Source organism: Chitinilyticum piscinae (assembly GCF_015223195.1).
Lineage (GTDB): Bacteria > Pseudomonadota > Gammaproteobacteria > Burkholderiales > Chitinibacteraceae > Chitinilyticum > Chitinilyticum piscinae.
This window is the reverse complement of sequence record NZ_JADFUA010000003.1, coordinates 353,265-370,706: the sequence shown is the minus strand read 5'-3', so window position 1 is coordinate 370,706 and position 17,442 is coordinate 353,265. Positions and strand designations below refer to the sequence as shown.

General features: G+C 57.4%; 12 protein-coding genes and 1 pseudogene. 6 read left to right on the top strand and 7 right to left on the bottom strand.

Annotated features, from left to right (window positions below; translation table 11 throughout):
• Positions 1-113 precede the first annotated feature (113 nt).
• A complete protein-coding gene (locus INR99_RS07670; protein ID WP_194115731.1) occupies positions 114-938 on the top strand; it encodes an undecaprenyl-diphosphate phosphatase in 825 nt (274 codons plus the stop codon).
• A gap of 57 nt (positions 939-995) precedes the next feature.
• On the opposite strand, the gene INR99_RS07665 is transcribed toward INR99_RS07670, so the two are convergent.
• The 7 genes and pseudogenes from INR99_RS07665 to INR99_RS07635 all read right to left on the bottom strand — a co-directional run bounded on the left by INR99_RS07665 (position 996) and on the right by INR99_RS07635 (position 7,441).
• Positions 996-1,913 (bottom strand): ABC transporter ATP-binding protein, encoded by a 918-nt coding sequence (locus tag INR99_RS07665; protein WP_194115730.1) that lies wholly within the window; start codon positions 1,911-1,913, stop codon positions 996-998.
• 10 nt (positions 1,914-1,923) lie between these two features.
• Positions 1,924-2,766 (bottom strand): hypothetical protein, encoded by an 843-nt coding sequence (locus tag INR99_RS07660; protein ID WP_194115729.1) that lies wholly within the window; start codon positions 2,764-2,766, stop codon positions 1,924-1,926.
• Between the two features lie 9 nt (positions 2,767-2,775).
• A complete protein-coding gene (locus tag INR99_RS07655; protein WP_194115728.1) occupies positions 2,776-3,438 on the bottom strand; it encodes an ABC transporter permease subunit in 663 nt (220 codons plus the stop codon).
• 251 nt (positions 3,439-3,689) lie between these two features.
• Positions 3,690-4,112, bottom strand: coding sequence for a hypothetical protein (locus tag INR99_RS07650; RefSeq protein WP_194115727.1), 423 nt, complete (start codon positions 4,110-4,112; stop codon positions 3,690-3,692).
• Between the two features lie 113 nt (positions 4,113-4,225).
• Positions 4,226-4,319, bottom strand: a pseudogene (locus INR99_RS17985) (prepilin-type N-terminal cleavage/methylation domain-containing protein); the annotation flags it as partial.
• Between the two features lie 79 nt (positions 4,320-4,398).
• Positions 4,399-4,575 carry a type IV pilin protein gene (locus INR99_RS17800; RefSeq protein ID WP_194115725.1) on the bottom strand — a complete coding sequence of 59 codons (177 nt, stop codon included), beginning with the start codon at positions 4,573-4,575 and terminating at the stop codon, positions 4,399-4,401.
• 151 nt (positions 4,576-4,726) lie between these two features.
• A complete protein-coding gene (locus INR99_RS07635) occupies positions 4,727-7,441 on the bottom strand; it encodes a beta strand repeat-containing protein (RefSeq protein ID WP_194115724.1) in 2,715 nt (904 codons plus the stop codon).
• 314 nt (positions 7,442-7,755) lie between these two features.
• Here INR99_RS07635 and INR99_RS07630 point away from each other — a divergent pair, with 314 nt between their 5' ends.
• The 5 genes from INR99_RS07630 to INR99_RS07610 all read left to right on the top strand — a co-directional run bounded on the left by INR99_RS07630 (position 7,756) and on the right by INR99_RS07610 (position 17,405).
• Complete coding sequence (locus tag INR99_RS07630) at positions 7,756-8,139, top strand: response regulator (protein WP_194115723.1); 384 nt, start codon at positions 7,756-7,758, stop codon at positions 8,137-8,139.
• A 29-nt stretch (positions 8,140-8,168) separates the two neighbouring features.
• Positions 8,169-8,531 (top strand): response regulator, encoded by a 363-nt coding sequence (locus INR99_RS07625; protein ID WP_194115722.1) that lies wholly within the window; start codon positions 8,169-8,171, stop codon positions 8,529-8,531.
• A 36-nt stretch (positions 8,532-8,567) separates the two neighbouring features.
• Positions 8,568-9,083 carry a chemotaxis protein CheW gene (locus tag INR99_RS07620; protein ID WP_194115721.1) on the top strand — a complete coding sequence of 172 codons (516 nt, stop codon included), beginning with the start codon at positions 8,568-8,570 and terminating at the stop codon, positions 9,081-9,083.
• 45 nt (positions 9,084-9,128) lie between these two features.
• The gene (locus INR99_RS07615; protein WP_228098142.1) at positions 9,129-11,315 is read left to right on the top strand and encodes a methyl-accepting chemotaxis protein; all 2,187 of its coding nucleotides are present in this window, start codon (positions 9,129-9,131) and stop codon (positions 11,313-11,315) included.
• A 75-nt stretch (positions 11,316-11,390) separates the two neighbouring features.
• Positions 11,391-17,405, top strand: coding sequence for an Hpt domain-containing protein (locus tag INR99_RS07610; protein ID WP_194115720.1), 6,015 nt, complete (start codon positions 11,391-11,393; stop codon positions 17,403-17,405).
• The last annotated feature ends 37 nt before the right edge of the window (positions 17,406-17,442 follow it).

Below are 17,442 nucleotides of genomic sequence, written 5' to 3'. Positions count from 1 at the left end.
GCGTTGGCATGAAAATGGACAAAAAGTAATTAAGTCACACGGGTGAAACCTGCACGGATGGCAGTGCCTGCTGCGTATAATCCCGGCTGTTCCGAACTCCAGCGAATTTCGACATGGACTATCTGCTGCTGTGCAAGGCCCTGATCATGGGGGTGGTCGAAGGGATTACCGAATTCCTGCCGATCTCCAGTACAGGCCATCTGATTCTTACCGGTGATCTGCTGGGTTTTCTGAGCAAGGAAAAGCGGGATGTGTTCGAAATATTCATCCAGCTCGGCGCCATGCTCGCCGTGGTCTGGGAATATCGCCAGAAGCTCCTCAACACGGTGGCTGGAGCCCGCCAGCCCGGCCGCGAACGCACCCTGTTGCTGGGCGTGCTGATCGCCTTCATGCCTGCCGCTATTCTCGGCAAGCTGTTTTCCGAAACCATCAAAGCTCATCTGTTTCAGCCCGTACCGGTTGCGCTGGCCTTCATCATTGGCGGTCTGGTTATCCTGTGGGCAGAAAAACGGCAGCATACGGTGACCGTCGCAACGGTAGATGATCTGACTCTCAAGGACGCCCTGAAAGTCGGGCTGGCGCAGTGCTTGGCGCTGATTCCCGGGACGAGTCGTTCCGGCGCGACTATCATCGGCGGCCTGTTTTTTGGCTTGTCACGCAAGGCTGCGACCGAGTTTTCCTTTTTTCTGGGCGTGCCAACCCTGGGCGCCGCCTCGCTTTACAGCCTGTATAAGCACCGCCATGTGCTCGAGGCCGGCGATGTGCCAGTGTTTGCGGTCGGCTTTGTCACCTCTTTCATTTTTGCTTTTATCGCTATTCGTGCGCTGATCCGCTTTGTCTCCACTCATACTTTCATCGGTTTCGCTTGGTACCGTATTGCCTTCGGACTAATCGTACTGGCAACCGCTTACAGTGGAATGGTGAACTGGACAGTTTGATGCAGGATCGAGTCTGGGCCAGAATGTCTGCTTAGACGTGCCGGAGTGGTCCAGAAACTAGGCTTCACTGCCGACATAACCGGAAGCACTACCTTCGGCTGTTTCGTAAAAAAGTCGTTCAAGTTGTGACCCTGCTGGTTTGAAGCTGATTACATGTTCGGTATCACGTCTTATGCTGTCTAAAAACGACCAAAGCTGATTGGCAGGTAGTTCAATCCGCCATACTCCATCGGGGAGTGGACGTGCGCCATCCCTTTGTTCTCCGCGATATTCCACAACCATGACGGCGTTGTCATGGGCCATCAGCTGGCTCGGTTTTTGTGTGGCGCGCAGAGTGCCCTTGAAGATCAGGCCAAAGCGGTCGGCAAGTCGCTCGACGTCATACAGCACGTGGGATGAAAAAAACAAAGTCCCGCCATTACGGCTGTATTCTGCAAGAAGGTCCACCACTTCTCTGCGGCCAATCGGATCGAGGCCTGATAGTGGCTCGTCCAGAATGAGCAAGCGTGGATTGATTGCCATTGCACTGGCTAATGCGGTCCGCTGGGTCATGCCCTTGGAAAATTTCCTCACAACTTTGTTTGCTACGGCATCAAGACCGAAACGCTCTAACCACCCCATGCTGTGCTTATATGGCTTATCAACCTTGACGTGATGCATTTTTAGGCTGAGCTGTACAATTTCCAATGGCGTTAGATAGTCGTATAGATAGGGATTTTCTGGAACATAACCAATCCCTTTGCGGGCTTCTGGGTTTGAAGATTCAAGCCCGAAGAGTTGTGCGCTGCCGCCGTCTGGCCGGACGACGCCCGTGAGTATTTTGATTGCGGTGCTTTTCCCGGCGCCATTCGGGCCGACAAAACCAAATGCTTCACCTTCGTGAACCTCGAGGCTCACCTGGTCCAGCGCATTTATTTTCCGGAATCGTTGGTCGCGGTAGCTTTTAGATAGCTTGCAGATTGTAATTGCGTGCATTTGTTGGGTGTCAATTTCGGCGATAGATGAATTCGGCTTGACCTTCGGCGTTGATCTGATATCCGATTTTAAATGGGTCGTTAGGTATTTCTTGCAGAACGCCGCTTTCCAGAAGGTCGGATAGATCTTTCGGTGCCGCGCCGTACCGTACCCTGTAAGTGGTGCAGGCATTCTGGATGGTGATTAGACCATCAAGTCGGGTAATACGGGCGAATAGTATTTTCTTCAGTTGCGGGTGCGATGTGCTCTTGTACATTTGCATCAGCAATGCTTTGGCGGCTTCTGGGGTTTCTCCTTGCTCAAGCCATTTGCTGATCATTGCTTGAAAGGCGGCATGGTTTTGTGTGGGGGCTCTTGGAATCGCGTAATTGTTAAGAGTCGCGATTGCCAAGCGCGGTTGCCGTAGAAAATATTGTTGATTGAAGGCTAGAAAAAAGCCTGGCATATAATCCCAGCGCCTAGCCTTGGCAGAGACACCAAGTAGCTCGTTTGCGGCGGTTACTTCACCTTGCCATGGCAAAACTGCTTGAGCAATGTAATAGTTGTCGCCGCTGTAGGGGTTCAGTCGTGCTGCACTTACTTGAATCCTTGCGAGGGTTTGTATGGTGTCTGAGTCAACAGATCCAGTGGTTAGCGTAACAGCCCTAAAAACCCCAAGATTGGCGGCAAGATGACTATCCCCTCCCGCAAGAAAAATCTGTGCGCTCTCCGGAAGAATAACCCGCAATCGATCAGCGGCTGTATTTTTTTGCGGTGGGCCAAGTGTATCGATAGAGTTTTTGTAGACAAAGGCCGCGGTGAGGCAAGCCGCAAGCCAGAAAACCCAGCGCCAAATTTGGATTGGATGCTGCATTGCCTAGCCTCAGTGGATGTCGCGTTTACTTAGTGAAAGGCAACAAAGCAACAGCATTATTACAATGTAGCTCACCGACATGGTTAGGGATGCTTGCAGCTGGTCGGCGCTGATTGTTGCGCGATAAAGCGGCCAGTCGCGAAGATCAAGTCGGGATAAGTCTGGCAATATCCATTGCAGTTTTTGTACGCTGCTGGCGAGTGAGGTATTAATTTGTGACTCACCAGAGTTTAGATAGGCAAGGACACCTCCAAGGCTGCGTGCTGATACAGCGAATGCCGCTCCCATAAATACGGGCATTAGCGAGCTTGTTGATACCGTGGTAATTAGTAGCGTGAACGCGGTAATGATCAAGGTATCCAGCCACAAGTAGGCCAGCGTAATGGCATATGGGCTACCAAGATCGAAGGTATGGAAGTGCTGGTAGCCCATGGATGAGTTTTGCACAACAATCCAGAGCAATCCTCCTAGGAAGGCGATGCTGCAGCCTAGAAGTGTACCGATGCCAATGAAGCGGCCAACGATATAGGTGGCTCGCGGTGCAGGGTAGGCTAGCACCCAAAGTAGATTTTTGCGATCAATGTCTTTCGCAACCATTTCCAGTACCCAGAATAGTCCCAGTAGGGTGGCGACTAGTTTTATGGCTGAAATGCCGATGTCGAGCGCTACCACCATCGGCTCCCGTCCGGAAAAGGTTGCGGCAAGGTAGGCGCTGGCAATCAGAGCGCACCCGATCAAGAAAACCGTGCGCTGTGCGTGGGATCGGGAGCCCGAGCGAATAACCAGTAGAGCGTGCTGGCTGATGGCTGTCAACATAAGAAGGTAGGGTGGAAAGTGTGTTTTATCTAAATGCCAATGCTAATTCTGTCCAAACAAAAACGCCAGCATTGCTGGCGTTTTTGTATATTGCGCGCTGTGTGCAATTAGAACGTGCAAACTTCGACGTCTGTCTGTGTGGCAATTGGAGGCATTACCAACGGACCGGTCGGGTTGGTGTTTTGGCAAGCTCGTGCGGCGCTGCTGAATGCGCCCACAGCGCCCGCGAAGGTGCGGTTGCCCTTCTTTACGTTAAACGCACCTACCGAGAACATGTCACCAGCCGTGGCACCAGTGGTGCTCGTGGCGGTGGCGTTCCAGCTGAGGCTTACATTTGCGGATGGCTGGAAGGTGAATTCAGACACGATGTATTCATTTGTTGCGCCGGGTGTCGGGGTAATTTGCAACAGATCCGGAGTGTTGACGCCGTCATAGGTATCTGTTGGCGATTTAGGAGTTGTTGCAGCATACACGGCTGCGGAGGTGATGGCTGCAGCAAGGGCAAAACGCAGGGCAAGGGTCTTGTTCATGGTGTTCATCCTTGAGTGGTCTGATTACTGGGCCGCGTTGGCTTGAGCAGCGGTCAGCAGATTGCGGGCGTCGCTTTGAGCCGCCTTGTTGCCGGCTTTGTTCTGGTATTCGTTGATGGCCGGAATCGCGATGGCGGCCAGAATGCCGATAATCGCAACGACGATCATCAGTTCGATCAGGGTAAAGCCCTTTTGCAGTTTCTTCATGGTTTGACTCCTGGTTAATGGGCTGGGCTGTCGGCCCCGCGCTCGGTATGTATCCAAGCAATGTCTGTGCCAGATACGGTTACTGCAGTGAATTTGCTTGTCCGGCGGTGAGTAAATTGCGAGCGTCGCTCTGCGCGCTCCGGTTTGCGGCTTTGGCTTGTGCATCAGTAAAGGTGGTGATGGCGATGCTGGCCAAGAGGCCAATGATTGCCAAGACAATCATCAGTTCGATCAGGGTAAAGCCGTCTGCTTTCATGGCGATCTCCTTGAGTGGTACTGGCTACGAGTATTTGCAGCAAAGTTCGAGCCAGAATCCATGGTGCCTAAAATTGTCACCTAGTGCTGAAAATCGGCAGAAAAAAACCGGGCGGAGAGCCCGGTTTGTTAGCGTTGACAGCGTTTAGTGATTAGAGAATCAAATCGCCGACGAGCAGGGTGGTGACGCCGGTCAGGGCGATTTCGAACTCGGCGGCAGAGTCAGCGTCGGTGCTGGCATAGAGTACCCCGTTTGCAAAGCGTAGTTGGCCGGTGGCATCGGTGGTGCTGAAAGCTGCACTGCTGATGAAGGTGAAGGCTTGGTCGCCAGCTAGGGCTGAGTTGGCATCCAGTAGGGAGAGGTTGATCTCGTCCGAGCCGGAAACGAAGTCGCTGATGGCTTCGCGTCCAGTACCGAGAGCACTGTCCGTGATGGCGGAATACACAAATGAGTCGTTGCCTGCGCCGCCGGAAAGGGCGTCCTTGCCTGCGCCGCCAGTGATCGTATCGTTGCCGTCGCCGCCGGTCAGCGCATTGGCTGCGCTGTTGCCGACCAAGATGTTGGCGAGTGCATTGCCTGTGCCATTCACGGCGGCTCCGCCAGTGAGGGTTAGGTTATCCAGTGTGCTACCCAGTGTGAAAGTGACGCTGGATTTGACAGTATCCACGCCGCCGGTGTCATTGATGGTGTCTCCGCCGTCGGTGATGTAGGTGTCATTGCCTGCGCCGCCGTTCAGGGTGTCTGCGCCTGTGCCGCCATTCAGTGTGTTGTCGCCGCCATTGCCGGTCAGGGTGTTGGCCAGCGAATTCCCTGTTGCGTTGCCGCCGGTAGCAGTGCTGGAGAGGGTGAGGTTTTCGAGGTTGGCGCCCAGTGTCCAGCTGAGTGCTGTAGTTCCTGTGAGCTGGACGGTGTCGGTGCCGCCAGTGGTAGATGATTCGGTAATCACGTCATCGATGGAGTCGACCTTGTAGGTGTCGTTGCCATTGCCGCCGATCAGGGTGTCGCGACCGCCTTGCCCATCAAGAATGTTGTTGAACTCATTGCCGGCCAGGGTGTTGTTGGTGCTGCTACCAAAGGCATTAAGTGCGCCAGAGGCTCCGGCTACCAGGGTGAGCTTTTCGACTTCCGTGCCTGCCGAAAGATCATAGCTCGTCGTTGATCGTACTTCATCTGTGCCCCCGTTGGCGGCTTCGATGATGGTGTCGCTTGTTGAGTCAACGGTGTAGATGTCGTTGCCGAGGCCGCCGGCAAACGTGTCGGTACCGCCGCCGCCAGCAAAGATGTTGCTGCCGCTATTGCCGGTAAGATAATTGTTGCCCGAATTGCCGGTGGCATTAATGCTGAGTGTGCCGATGAGGGTGAGGTGTTCTAACCCGGTTGCTAATGTGTAGGTGACACTGGATTTAACCGTGTCGGTGCCCGCGGTATCGGCGATGGTGTCGCCTCCGTCGGTGATGTAGGTGTCATCACCATCGCCACCATTTAGAGTGTCGGCGCCACCCTTGCCATCCAGTACGTTGTTGCCACTGGTGCCATTGATGGTGTTGTTACCGGTGTTGCCGCTGCCGTTCAAGTTTCCACCAGAGAGCGTCAGGATTTCGAGGTTTGCTCCGAGGGTGAAGCTTGCCGTGCTCTCTACAGTATCGGCGCCCCCTGTGCTGCTGCTTTCAGTGATGGTGTCGCCACCATCAGTGACGTACGTATCGTTGCCGTTGCCGCCAATAAGGGTGTCGGTGCCGCCATTCCCGTTTAGGGTGTTGTTGCCGTCGTTGCCGGTCAGTTTGTTGTTGCCGCTATTGCCAGTTGCGTTCAGGTTGCTGCTGCCCAGCAGTTTGATGTTCTCTACATTGGCGTAAGAGGCAAGACTCAGGGTGAGTGTGCTACTGCTGACGGTGTCGGAACCGGCGCCGGCCAGGGTGGTTTCGTTGACTGCATCGGATGCAGAGTCAACGACATAGGTGTCATCGCCTGCGCCGCCCGTCATGATGTCATTGCCGGAGCCGCCGTCCAGGGTGTTTGCGCCGATATTGCCAATCAGGATGTTGTTTTTGCTATTGCCGGTGGCGTTGATGCTGGCGCTGCTGGTGAGGGTCAGGTTCTCAATATTTGCAAGTGTGGCCAAGCTGTAGGTGACACTCGACTCGATGAGGTCGATTTCGGTCGACAGGGTTTGTGTTTCTGTAACAACGTCGAGAATGTTGTCGATAATGTACTTGTCGTTGCCGTCGCCGCCAATCAAGGTGTCCGCGCCGGAGCCGCCGTTTAAGGTGTTGGCGTTGGCATTGCCGGTAATCTGGTTGTTGGCCGCGTTGCCCATGCCGGTCGTTGCGCTGCCCTGCAGGATCAGGTTTTCAAAATTGATCCCCAGGGTGAAATTGACGCTACTCTGGACTGTGTCGGTGCCTTCGTTGGCGTTCTCGGTTATGGAGTCGCCGCCGTCAGTGATATAGAGGTCGTCGCCCGCGCCGCCGAGCAAGGTGTCTGTACCACTTACGCCATTGAGGGTGTTGTTCCCGCTGTTGCCGACAAGTTTGTTGGCTAATGTGTTGCCGGTGGCAGTCAGAGCACTGCCAAGGAGAGTCAGATTTTCGACATTCGCCCCCAAGGTCCAGTCGACAGTGCTGAATACAGTGTCGGTGCCAAGGGTTGCGCCTTCAACAATTACGTCACTGGTGGAGTCGATATAGTAAATGTCGTTGCCTGCGCCGCCGATCAGTGAGTCATTGCCAAGGCCGCCATCAAGCGTGTCACTTTCGGAGCCCCCGGTGATGGTGTCGTTGCCGGCATCACCAAAAATGGAGTCGCCGCCCGCAATGGTGTCGATGATTAGATTGTCGTTGCCTGTGGTGCCGTTGATAATTGACATGGTCGGTCTCTCCTTGTTTCGAATTGATGATGACAAGTGGTTGGGTACGGCTTGTCATGTGTTTGCGCTGGCTGTCTGCGTGCGCAATCTTGCTATCATTGCAAATTTCGTACCAAGAAAGCAAAAGTACTGACAGGAGGCGCTATCGCTGCGTGGTGTTGCATCTTGGGCGGGTGTTCGGGGGGGCTTGATCTAAATGCCTTGTCCATGTGCTAGCGCTGAACGTATGATTTGCCGGAAACAAAAAGACTTTGCAGTCTGGTTGCGGCAGGGGCTTCTCCTGTCGCAAGTAACTAGTCCTAGGATCTGTGCGAATGCCGAATTTGACTGGCGTGAAGGTTATGGTTATCGATGACAGCAACACGATCCGCCGTAGTGCCGAGATTTTTCTTGGCCAGGCTGGGTGTGAGGTCATTCTTGCTGAAGATGGTTTTGATGCTCTTGCCAAGATTGCAGATCACCATCCTGATCTAATCTTCGTCGATGTGATGATGCCTCGGCTGGATGGCTACCAAACCTGCGCGCTGATCAAGAAAAATCCCAAGTTCAAGGCAACGCCGGTGATCATGCTGTCCAGCAAGGATGGCTTGTTCGACCGTGCGCGCGGGCGCATGGTGGGGTCCGACGAGTATCTGACCAAGCCGTTCACCAAAGACAGTCTGCTGGCCGCCGTCGGCGCGCACGCGCAGGCTGCCTGATCATTGTTTTTTCAAGCGAAACGACCGATATGACAATCAAGAAAATCCTGATCGTAGATGACTCCCCGACCGAGCGTCACTTCCTGGGTGAGCTGCTCACTAAAAACGGCTTTCAGGTCATTGCGCTGGAGTCCGGTGAGGAGGCTGTAGCCAAAACCAAGGATCTGCAGCCTGACCTGATCCTGATGGATGTGGTGATGCCGGGCATGAATGGCTTCCAGGCTACCCGCACGATCAGCAAGGATGAGGCAACCAAGCACATCCCCATCATCATGTGCACCTCCAAGAACCAAGAGACCGATATGGTCTGGGCTCGCCGTCAGGGCGCGGTCGAGTATGTGGTCAAGCCGGTCGACCCGCAGGAGTTGCTGACCAAAATCGGCAAGCTGTGACAATTTTCGTCACTTGGATGATTTTAGGGGTGAGTCATGTCGAAGCGCGTTAGTCTGCGGGAGTATCAGGAGGGCGTCGTTGCACGCTTGCAAACGGCGACGACCGTTGCGCAGGTGGATGCGCGTCTGGGGGTGCAGATTGGTGCGCAGAATTGGCTCGTTGATCTGGCGGACGTTGCCGAGGTCATGCCGGTCCCTGCTGTTGCCTCGGTGCCGCTGGCGCAAGGATGGTTTCGTGGCGTGGCCAATATCCGCGGCAATCTGGTCAGTGTTGCCGATGCTGCCGCATTTTTCGGTGAGCCTCCCTTGGTGCCGACTCCGGCTAGCCGATTGCTGCTGATTCAGCCTCGATTATTGCCACACGCATCCATTCTGGTCAGTCGCATGCTGGGGCTGAAGCATCTGGCGGATCTGGAAGTGCTGGCTGAGGATAATGCTGAAAAGTCGTGGCAGGGGCAGGTTTACCGCGATGCAGCGGGTGTGCGCTGGAATGCGCTGAAAATGGATGAACTGGCGCAGTCGCCAGTATTTCTGCAGGTTGGTATCGCATAACAAGGCAAAAACCGTTGATGTAATGCGACGGGAGGAGAAGTCAGCATGGCAGTGATGGAGCGCATCCGCAGTCTGTTTTCCGGGGCCGGTAAATCCGGAGCAGGACAAGCTGCGGGAGAAAAGAAGGGTTTTGACCCGCTGAAAACCACCTGGATTCTTGACCGGATCAGGGTTCCTGATGCTGATGAAAGCAAGTTGCTCAAGCCCTTGCCCCTGATTGGCCACTGGAGCAGCCGTCAGCAGATGGCTTTGCTGCTCTTGCTGGTGCTGGTTTCCGGCATTGCCTTCGTGGTTGTGGCGCTGCTTTCCTTCCGTGCATCCAATCTGAACGCGGAGCGCCGCTCGATCGCCACGGAAATGCAGATGCTCTCGCAACGACTGGCACGTGCTTCCACTCAGTCTGTTCAGGGCATTCCTGCGGCCTTCCCGGTTCTGCGTGATTCCTATGAAAAATTCGGCTTGAACCTCGAGCAACTGCAATCAAGCCGCGGTTTTTTTTCCATGAGCGTCGGTGTGACCGATGAGCTGGACAAGATCAATGCAACCTGGTCGACCAACTTCAAGCCAGGCGCTCAGCCGCCTCGCCCTAATGTACAAACCATTCTGGAGCAGCAAAAGTCACTGGAGGCCGTAGGCAAGGCGGTTGAGGGCATTAATGCCAATGACACAAACCTGCTGGAGCAGATTCAGCAATTCAGCGGCTCTCTCGCTGAAAACGGGGCGACCCAGCGAGAGCTGGAAGCGGCCGGGCAGCTCGGTATGCTTTCCCAACGTATGGCCAAGAACGCCAATGCCACTCTCGCCAGTGAATTGATCAATCCTGACGTGGTATTCCTGCTGGGCAAGGATGTGGCGACGTTCAAGGATATCGTCGATGGTTTCCTGCAGGGTAATGATGAGCTGGGCTTGCGTCCGGTGTCTTCCTCCGCGCTGGTGGCCGAGCTGAACGGCATCAAAACCTCGTTTGCCGACTTCGAAAAGGTGGTGACATCGTTCTCCAAGAACATGAAGCCTCTGGTGGATACCCGCAAGGCCAACCAGAGCATCGTGAAAGAGTCGGACGCCTTGTTGCTGGCAACCCAGAATCTGGCCGCAGCTTACGAGAACCGCACGGCAAACCTGATCACCTCGGTGCTGGAAGCCTGTCTTGCTGTCATTGCGGTGGGCTCACTCTACCTGCTGGTTCGCGTGTTCAACCAGGAATCCGTGCGTCGCCGCCTGAATTCTGAAGCGGAAAACCGCAAAAACCAGGATGCGATTTTGCGATTGCTGAATGAAATGTCCGATCTGGCCGATGGTGACCTGACTGTCAGGGCGTCCGTAACCGAAGACTTGACGGGCGCGATTGCTGACTCGATCAATTACACGATTGAAGAATTGCGTACACTGATTGGCGGTATCAACCGTGCTGCTTCGCAGGTGGATGGCTCGGCAGGACAGGCGCAGGCCATTGCCAATGAGCTGCTTCAGGCTGCTGAACGCCAGTCTCAGGAAATCGAGCAAACTTCCAGCAACGTTGAACGGATGGCTCGCTCGATTCAGGGTGTATCGGCAAATGCCGCAGAATCGGCCCAGGTGGCCAAGACCTCCCTGGAGGCCGCGGAGCAAGGTGCCGAGGCTGTAAATAACCAGATCAAGGGTATGGGCGAAATTCGCGAGCAGATTCAGGAAACGGCGAAGCGGATCAAGCGACTGGGTGAATCTTCCCAGGAAATTGGCGAAATCGTGGAGCTGATTTCCGACATTACCGAACAGACTAACGTACTGGCGCTGAATGCCGCCATCCAGGCCGCAGCCGCCGGTGAGGCCGGTCGCGGCTTCTCTGTGGTGGCCGAAGAAGTTCAGCGACTGGCGGAGCGCTCTGCAGAAGCAACCAAGCAGATCGGCGCGATTGTGAAGACAATTCAGACCGATACCCACGATGCGGTGGCTGCGATGGAGCTGTCGACCCAGGGTGTAGTTGAAGGTGCAAAGCTGTCTGATGCAGCCGGTACCGCACTGACCGAAATCGGCCGTGTATCGAAAGAACTGGCTCGCCTGATTGAAGGTATTGCGCACGAAACCGAGGCGCAGACTGATCTGGCCTCACGGGTCACTCAGGCCATGCGCGAAATTCTGGCGATTACGCAGCAGACCACGACCGGTACCAAGCAATCGGCCGAGTCGGTTGGTAAGATTTCCGGCCTCACATCGGAACTGAAGGCTTCGGTTTCGGGCTTCAAGCTGTCCTGATTCCCTACAGGCACGTGATTTACTGAGCCAGATGGTGCGCAAGCGCCGTCTGGCCGCTGCGACGGGTTCACCGCCATGAGCATTCATACCGAATTTGATAAAAGCTCTCTGACTTGGGTCAAGGGCGAGATCGACAGTGCCCTCCAGCGAGCGCGGGAAGCGTTGCAGCAGGCCTCCGTATCCGGGGATGCCGCATCTCTGCGCCATGCCCGCACGCATTTGCACCAGGCTTATGGTGCGCTGGAGCTGGTGGAGCTTGCTGGGCTGGCGCGCTTTTGCGAAGAGGCCGAGCAGCTGATCCAGGCTCTGGAGGAGCAACCATCTTTTGAGGTTCCGGCGGTACTGGATCAGGCGGTGCATGAGATTGCCCAGTATCTGGAGCGGCTGCAGGCAGAAATGCCGAATGTGCCGCTGGTGTTGTTGCCCAGCTTTGCCGCCCTGGCGCAGGCTCGGGGCACTCAGGTGACTGGTGCTGAGCTGTTTTTCCCGCAGCTGATGCTGGATCTGCCTGCCGGCCTGCCAAAGAAGGTGATCGGCCAGGCCGAATGGCCGGCATTTGTCCGGCAGCGTCGTGCCATGTTCGAAAGCGGGCTGTTGCGTCTGTTGAAAGGGCAGGTTGCGCTAGCTCGCCCGATGGCGGGGGCGCTGGCCGACTTGGCCAAGGCGCAGACTTCGTCGGTGGCGAGTGCATTCTGGTGGTCTGCGACAGCGCTGCTTGATGCGCTGGCGACGGCGCGTAATGCCGATTCGCTCGATCTCGCACCGCGACAGTTGTTGCTGCGTCTCAATCTTCAGCTGCGCCGCCTTGCCGATGGCTCCAACAAGATTGCCGAGCGCCTATTCCGCGACATGCTGTATGTGCTAGCTCAGCTGGATTGCGACAGTGCGCTGGCTCGCCATCTGGTAACCGCTTTCGAATTGCGCACGCTGCTGCCGGGTGACGATAACACCATGAGCGCTGGTGCGCAGGCAGCCATGCGGGATGCTCATCGTCTACGCGATGATATCGGGACGCTGAAAGAGGGCTGGGCGCGCCTGTCTGCAGGTCAGCGCGATCGCCTGCCGCAGCTGCGGCAGCACATGCAGGAGGTCTCGGTGCGTCTGGCCGCACTGGATCTGCCGGCATTGCAGAGACTGGGCAACGCGTTGTCAGCCGCACTGGCAGGGCTTAATGGCGAGATCGGCGAGGCATTCGCACTCGAGTTTGCTACCGGGCTGCTGCTGGTGGATCACGCATTGCAGGCTTTCCCGCGCGAGGCGGACGATTTCGATTTGCAAGTGGACGCCGTCATTGCACGGTTGGCTAACCCCGGTGCCGCCGTCGATGTGCCGCATCTCGATACCATTAGCCAGGCCGCACAGGAGCGCCTGCTGCTGGCACAACTTGCGCATGAAATGCGCAGTAACCTCCAGGAGCTGGAAGAACTTCTGGATGCGTTCTTCCGCAACCCCGAGCAGATCGATGGTCTGGGTGCGGCTGAGCCGATGCTGCGACAGGTTCAGGGTGCCTTGCTGATGCTGGATCGCCCCCTGGCGGTTAGCCTGCTCGAAGAATCGCTGCAGCGTATTCAGGAATACGCCGGTGCCAAGCGTACGGTGGTGCAGGATGAACTGGAACTGCTGGCTGAGGCCTTATCCGCTCTTGGCTTCTTTGTTGATGACCTCGAGCAGGGGCGCGATCAGGAAGCCTTGTTGCAGCCGCTACTCGACAAGCTAACAGGGCGTGAACAGGCGAGTGTGCAGGCTCCGGACGAACTGGCCGCAGTCCTCGAGCCGGAGTTGGTTCACGACGTTGTGGTCGACGAACTGGCCCCTGCCAGTCAGGTCGAGTCGCAGTCTGTCTCGGTAGAGCAAGTAGCTGAACCGGTCGTGGTTCCGGTGGCGAGTCCCGCTCCTGCGCGTCCGCTGCCGGTGTCCGAGATGGCGGTGGATGCCGAGCTGCTTGAGGTCTATCTCGAGGAAGCGGTCGAAGTACTCGCAACGATTGCCAGTCATCTGGATATCTGCCGGCATGCGCCGCATGACCGTGAAGCATTGACCGTCATCCGGCGTGCCTTCCATACCCTCAAGGGCAGTGGTCGCATGGTCGGCCTGAACCAGCTGGGCGAAGTGGCCTGGACAATTGAACAGGTCATGAACAAGTGGCTCCAGGCAGAGCGTCCGGCTTCGCCGGTATTGCTGGAGCTGGTTGCTCAAGCGCATGCGGCTTTTGCTGGCTGGGTAGCCGAACTGCAGGCTGCAGGCGCTGCCGCTGTTGAAGCGAGTGAGATCGACGCGCTGGCCGAGCGGGCCAGGCTGAGCCTGGAAGGTGGAGCCGAAGCAGAGGAGGCTACCGCGGCTCCTGTTGCCGAGCCGCAATTGAGCGTGCAAGCACCTGCCGAGGTCGTGATCGGAGCCGTGACAGTCTCGCCGGCGCTGTTTGATATCTTCCGGGAAGAGGCGGCAAGCCGCCTGCAAGCACTGCAGCATGGTGTATCCGTGCTGGCCGAGCGCGGCGAAGTCGAGGATGGCTTTGTGCTGGCAGCCCATACACTGGGCGGGATCGTTTCAACCACCGGTTTCCGTGCCCAGGGCGAGCTCGCCTATGCGCTCGAACATGCCCTGCAGCAGCTCGGAGCCGAAGCCAGCGAGCATGTTTCCCTGTTTGTCGATGCCGCAGCACACTTGAGCGGCATGCTGGAAGACATCTTCGCACTGCGTGCACCACAAGCAGCGCCGGAATGGGTGGCGAGGCTTGAAGCAATGCGGCCGCAAGCGGTGGAGCTGGATATTGCTGCGGATGAGCCGATTGAGCTGGATGCCGAGATTCTTCCGGTCGACGCCCCGCTCGAATTACCGGTGGTCGACCTTGCGCACGATGATCTCGCTGCATTCTTGCAGACTGAACCATCCGGCTTGCAACTTGAAACGGTGGCGCTGGATGAGCCGGTGCTGGACGAGCTGGTGTTCGAGGAATTGGCCCCAGCTGTTACTGATGCAGCAGGTGTGTCGGCCGCTGAAGAGGTGGAGCTGGCACTTGCCGGGACTGCCCATGATGCGCCCTTGATGGCCGATGCCGTTCATGTGCTGCTGGAGCAGGATCTACCGGTGCTGGCGGCACCGGGTACTGGCGCAGTGGAGCTGCCTGACGCGCAGAGCAGTGAAGAAGTCGCTGGCACACTGGAGGCCGTGAATCTGGATCTACCAGAGCTGGGGGATGCCCAGCCGGATGAGACGGAGCAATTGCTGGATCTTGATGCGCTCCCCGCGCTTGATCTGGATGATCTTGCGATTCTCGACATCCCGGCGGATGCCGACGTCAGTCTGGATGAAGCGCCAGAGCTGCTGCTGCAGGGTATTGGCCTGAAGATCAATGAAGAATTGGTTCTGCCGGATATTGGTGCCGAGGTATTGCCTGATTTGCCGCTGATGGACGAGCTGACTGCCGCCGAGGTCGAGCCGGTGGCGGCACTGCCGCTTGAGCCCCTCGAGTTGGCCTTGCCGGAGCTGGATCTCTCGCTCAGCCTGCCCGCCGAAGCCGAAGCCGAAGCCGAAGCCGAAGCCGAAGCCGAAGCCGAAGCCGAAGCCGAAGCCGTCACGATCAATATCCTCGAACATGACACCGATGCTGAGTTGCCCGTTCCGGGAATGTTCGAGCCCGAACTGGATGTGCCCGACCTGGCCGAAGAGCATGCCGTTGTAGCCTTCCCGGACGTGCTGGAAGCCCAGGGTGCCGATGTCGAACTGGCCGTGCTGGCCGGTGCCGCGGCCATGCCCGAGTTGCTGGTACAGGAGCAGGCTGCGCCGGAAGTACAGGTCAGTATCGACGCGGCATTGGCCGATGATATCGATGAACAGCTGCTACCGATTTTCATCGAAGAAGCCGATGAGCTGTTGCCCCAGCTGGCGGCGCAACTGCGCGAGCTGGTTGCGGCGGATGGTGATCCGGCGGAAATCATCAAGGGCATGAAGCGTACCCTGCACACCGTCAAGGGCAGTGCACGGATGTCCGGTGCAATGCGCATGGGTGAAGTGGCGCACCAGATGGAATCCCGCCTGATCGAGGCTGGCAGCGCCATCACACCGGCGCTGCTGTCCGGGCTGGAAGCCGAATACGATTTCATGCACTCGCTGTACGACGAGCTGTCGGGACGCAAGCCGGCGGCCCAGCCGGTCGCCGCGGCGCAGTCCGTCGCAAGCGAGCCCGCTGCAGTGCAGGCTGCCCCAGCTGTCGCGCGAGCCGATGTGCCGCGCCAGTTGCTGGCCGCTGCTGAGACCGACAGCAAGACCAGTATCCGCGTGAAATCCGAGCTGGTTGACCAGCTGGTCAATCAGGCCGGTGAAGTGGCGATTGCCCGGTCGCGGATCGAAGCCGAAATGCTCGCGCTCAAGTCCTCGCTGATGGATCTGACCGAAAACGTGACCCGTTTGCGTGGCCAGTTGCGCGAACTGGAAATCCAGGCCGAGTCGCAGATGCAGGCGCGTAATCGCGAGCTGCAGGATGCCCATGTCGAATTTGACCCGCTGGAATTCGACCGTTTCACCCGCCTGCAGGAAATCACCCGCTTCATGGCCGAAAGCGTCAACGACGTGGCGACCGTGCAGCACAACCTGTTGAAGAACCTTGACGAATCCAGTGCAGCCTTGCTGGCCCAGTCACGCATGACCAAGGAACTGCAGCAGAGTCTGATGCGCGTGCGTATGGTGCCTTTTGGCAGCGTTTCCGAGCGTCTGTATCGTCTGACGCGCCAGGCTGGCAAGGAAACCGGCAAGAAGGTCAACCTCGAGCTCAAGGGCGCGCGGGTCGATATCGACCGGGGTGTTCTGGAGAAAATGATTTCGCCGTTCGAGCACATGCTGCGCAATGCGGTCGACCACGGTCTGGAATCGGCCGATGCCCGTCTGGCTGCCGGCAAGCCGGAATTCGGCGAAATCCAGATTGAAGTGCGTCAGGAAGGCAACGAACTGGTGCTGCAGCTCAAGGATGATGGCCAGGGGCTGAATCTGGAGCGCATCAAGGCCAAGGCGTTCGAGCGTGGCTTGATCCCGGCCGGTCGCGAACTGTCGCAGCAGGAACTCTGTCAGCTGATTTTCGAGCCGGGATTCTCCACGGCCAGTCAGGTGACCCAGCTCTCGGGGCGCGGCATCGGCATGGATGTCGTGAAAAACGAGATCTCCAATCTGGGTGGCAAGGTGGATGTGAGCACCGAGCCGGGCGTCGGGACGACCTTCACCATCCATCTGCCACTGACCCTCGCGGTCACGCAGGTGCTGCTGGTCAAGGCCGGCGAGCGCCTGATTGCGATTCCGTCGGTGATGGTCGAGCAGGTGCAGGAAGTGAAGATGGAGGCGCTGCAGCGCCTATACGACACCCGCGAGCAGGAGTGGCTGGGGCATCGCTACCGCTTTGCCTATCTGCCGCGCCTGGTCGGCGATGCCACGACGCTGCCGGAACAGAAGCGCTACAACACCGTGCTGTTGCTACGCTCCGGTGCCGAGCGGATTGCTTTGCACATCGATGAGCTGGTGAAAAACCTGGAAGTGGTGGTCAAACCGATCGGGCCGCAGCTGGCGCGTGTGCCGGGCGTGGTGGGCGCCACTGTGCTGGGTACCGGCGAGATCGTGCTGATCATGAACCCGCTGACCCTGCTGGCGCTGGCGCCCCAGATCAGCCAGGCAGGTCGTCAGGCCGCCGAAGCGCAGGCCGCTGCACCGGTCGCAACGGCAGAGGAAGCGCTGCTGCAGGCTCCGGTGGTGATGGTGGTCGACGATTCGCTCACCGTGCGCAAGATCACCAGCCGCCTGCTGGCGCGCGAAGGCTATCAGGTAGTGACGGCCAAGGATGGCGTCGATGCCTTGCAGCAATTGCATGATGTGAAGCCGGCCGTGATGCTGGTCGACATCGAAATGCCGCGCATGGATGGCTTCGAGCTGACCCGCAACATCCGTGCCGATGAAGGCACCCGCGCGATTCCGATCATCATGATTACCTCGCGCACCGCCGACAAGCACAAGAACTACGCGTTCGAACTTGGCGTGAATGTCTTCCTCGGCAAGCCATATCAGGAAGACGAACTGCTGGGGCATATCCGCCACTTTGCCGGTCAGTAAAACGCTGCACATGCCGAAACAAGCAACCCCGCTCAGG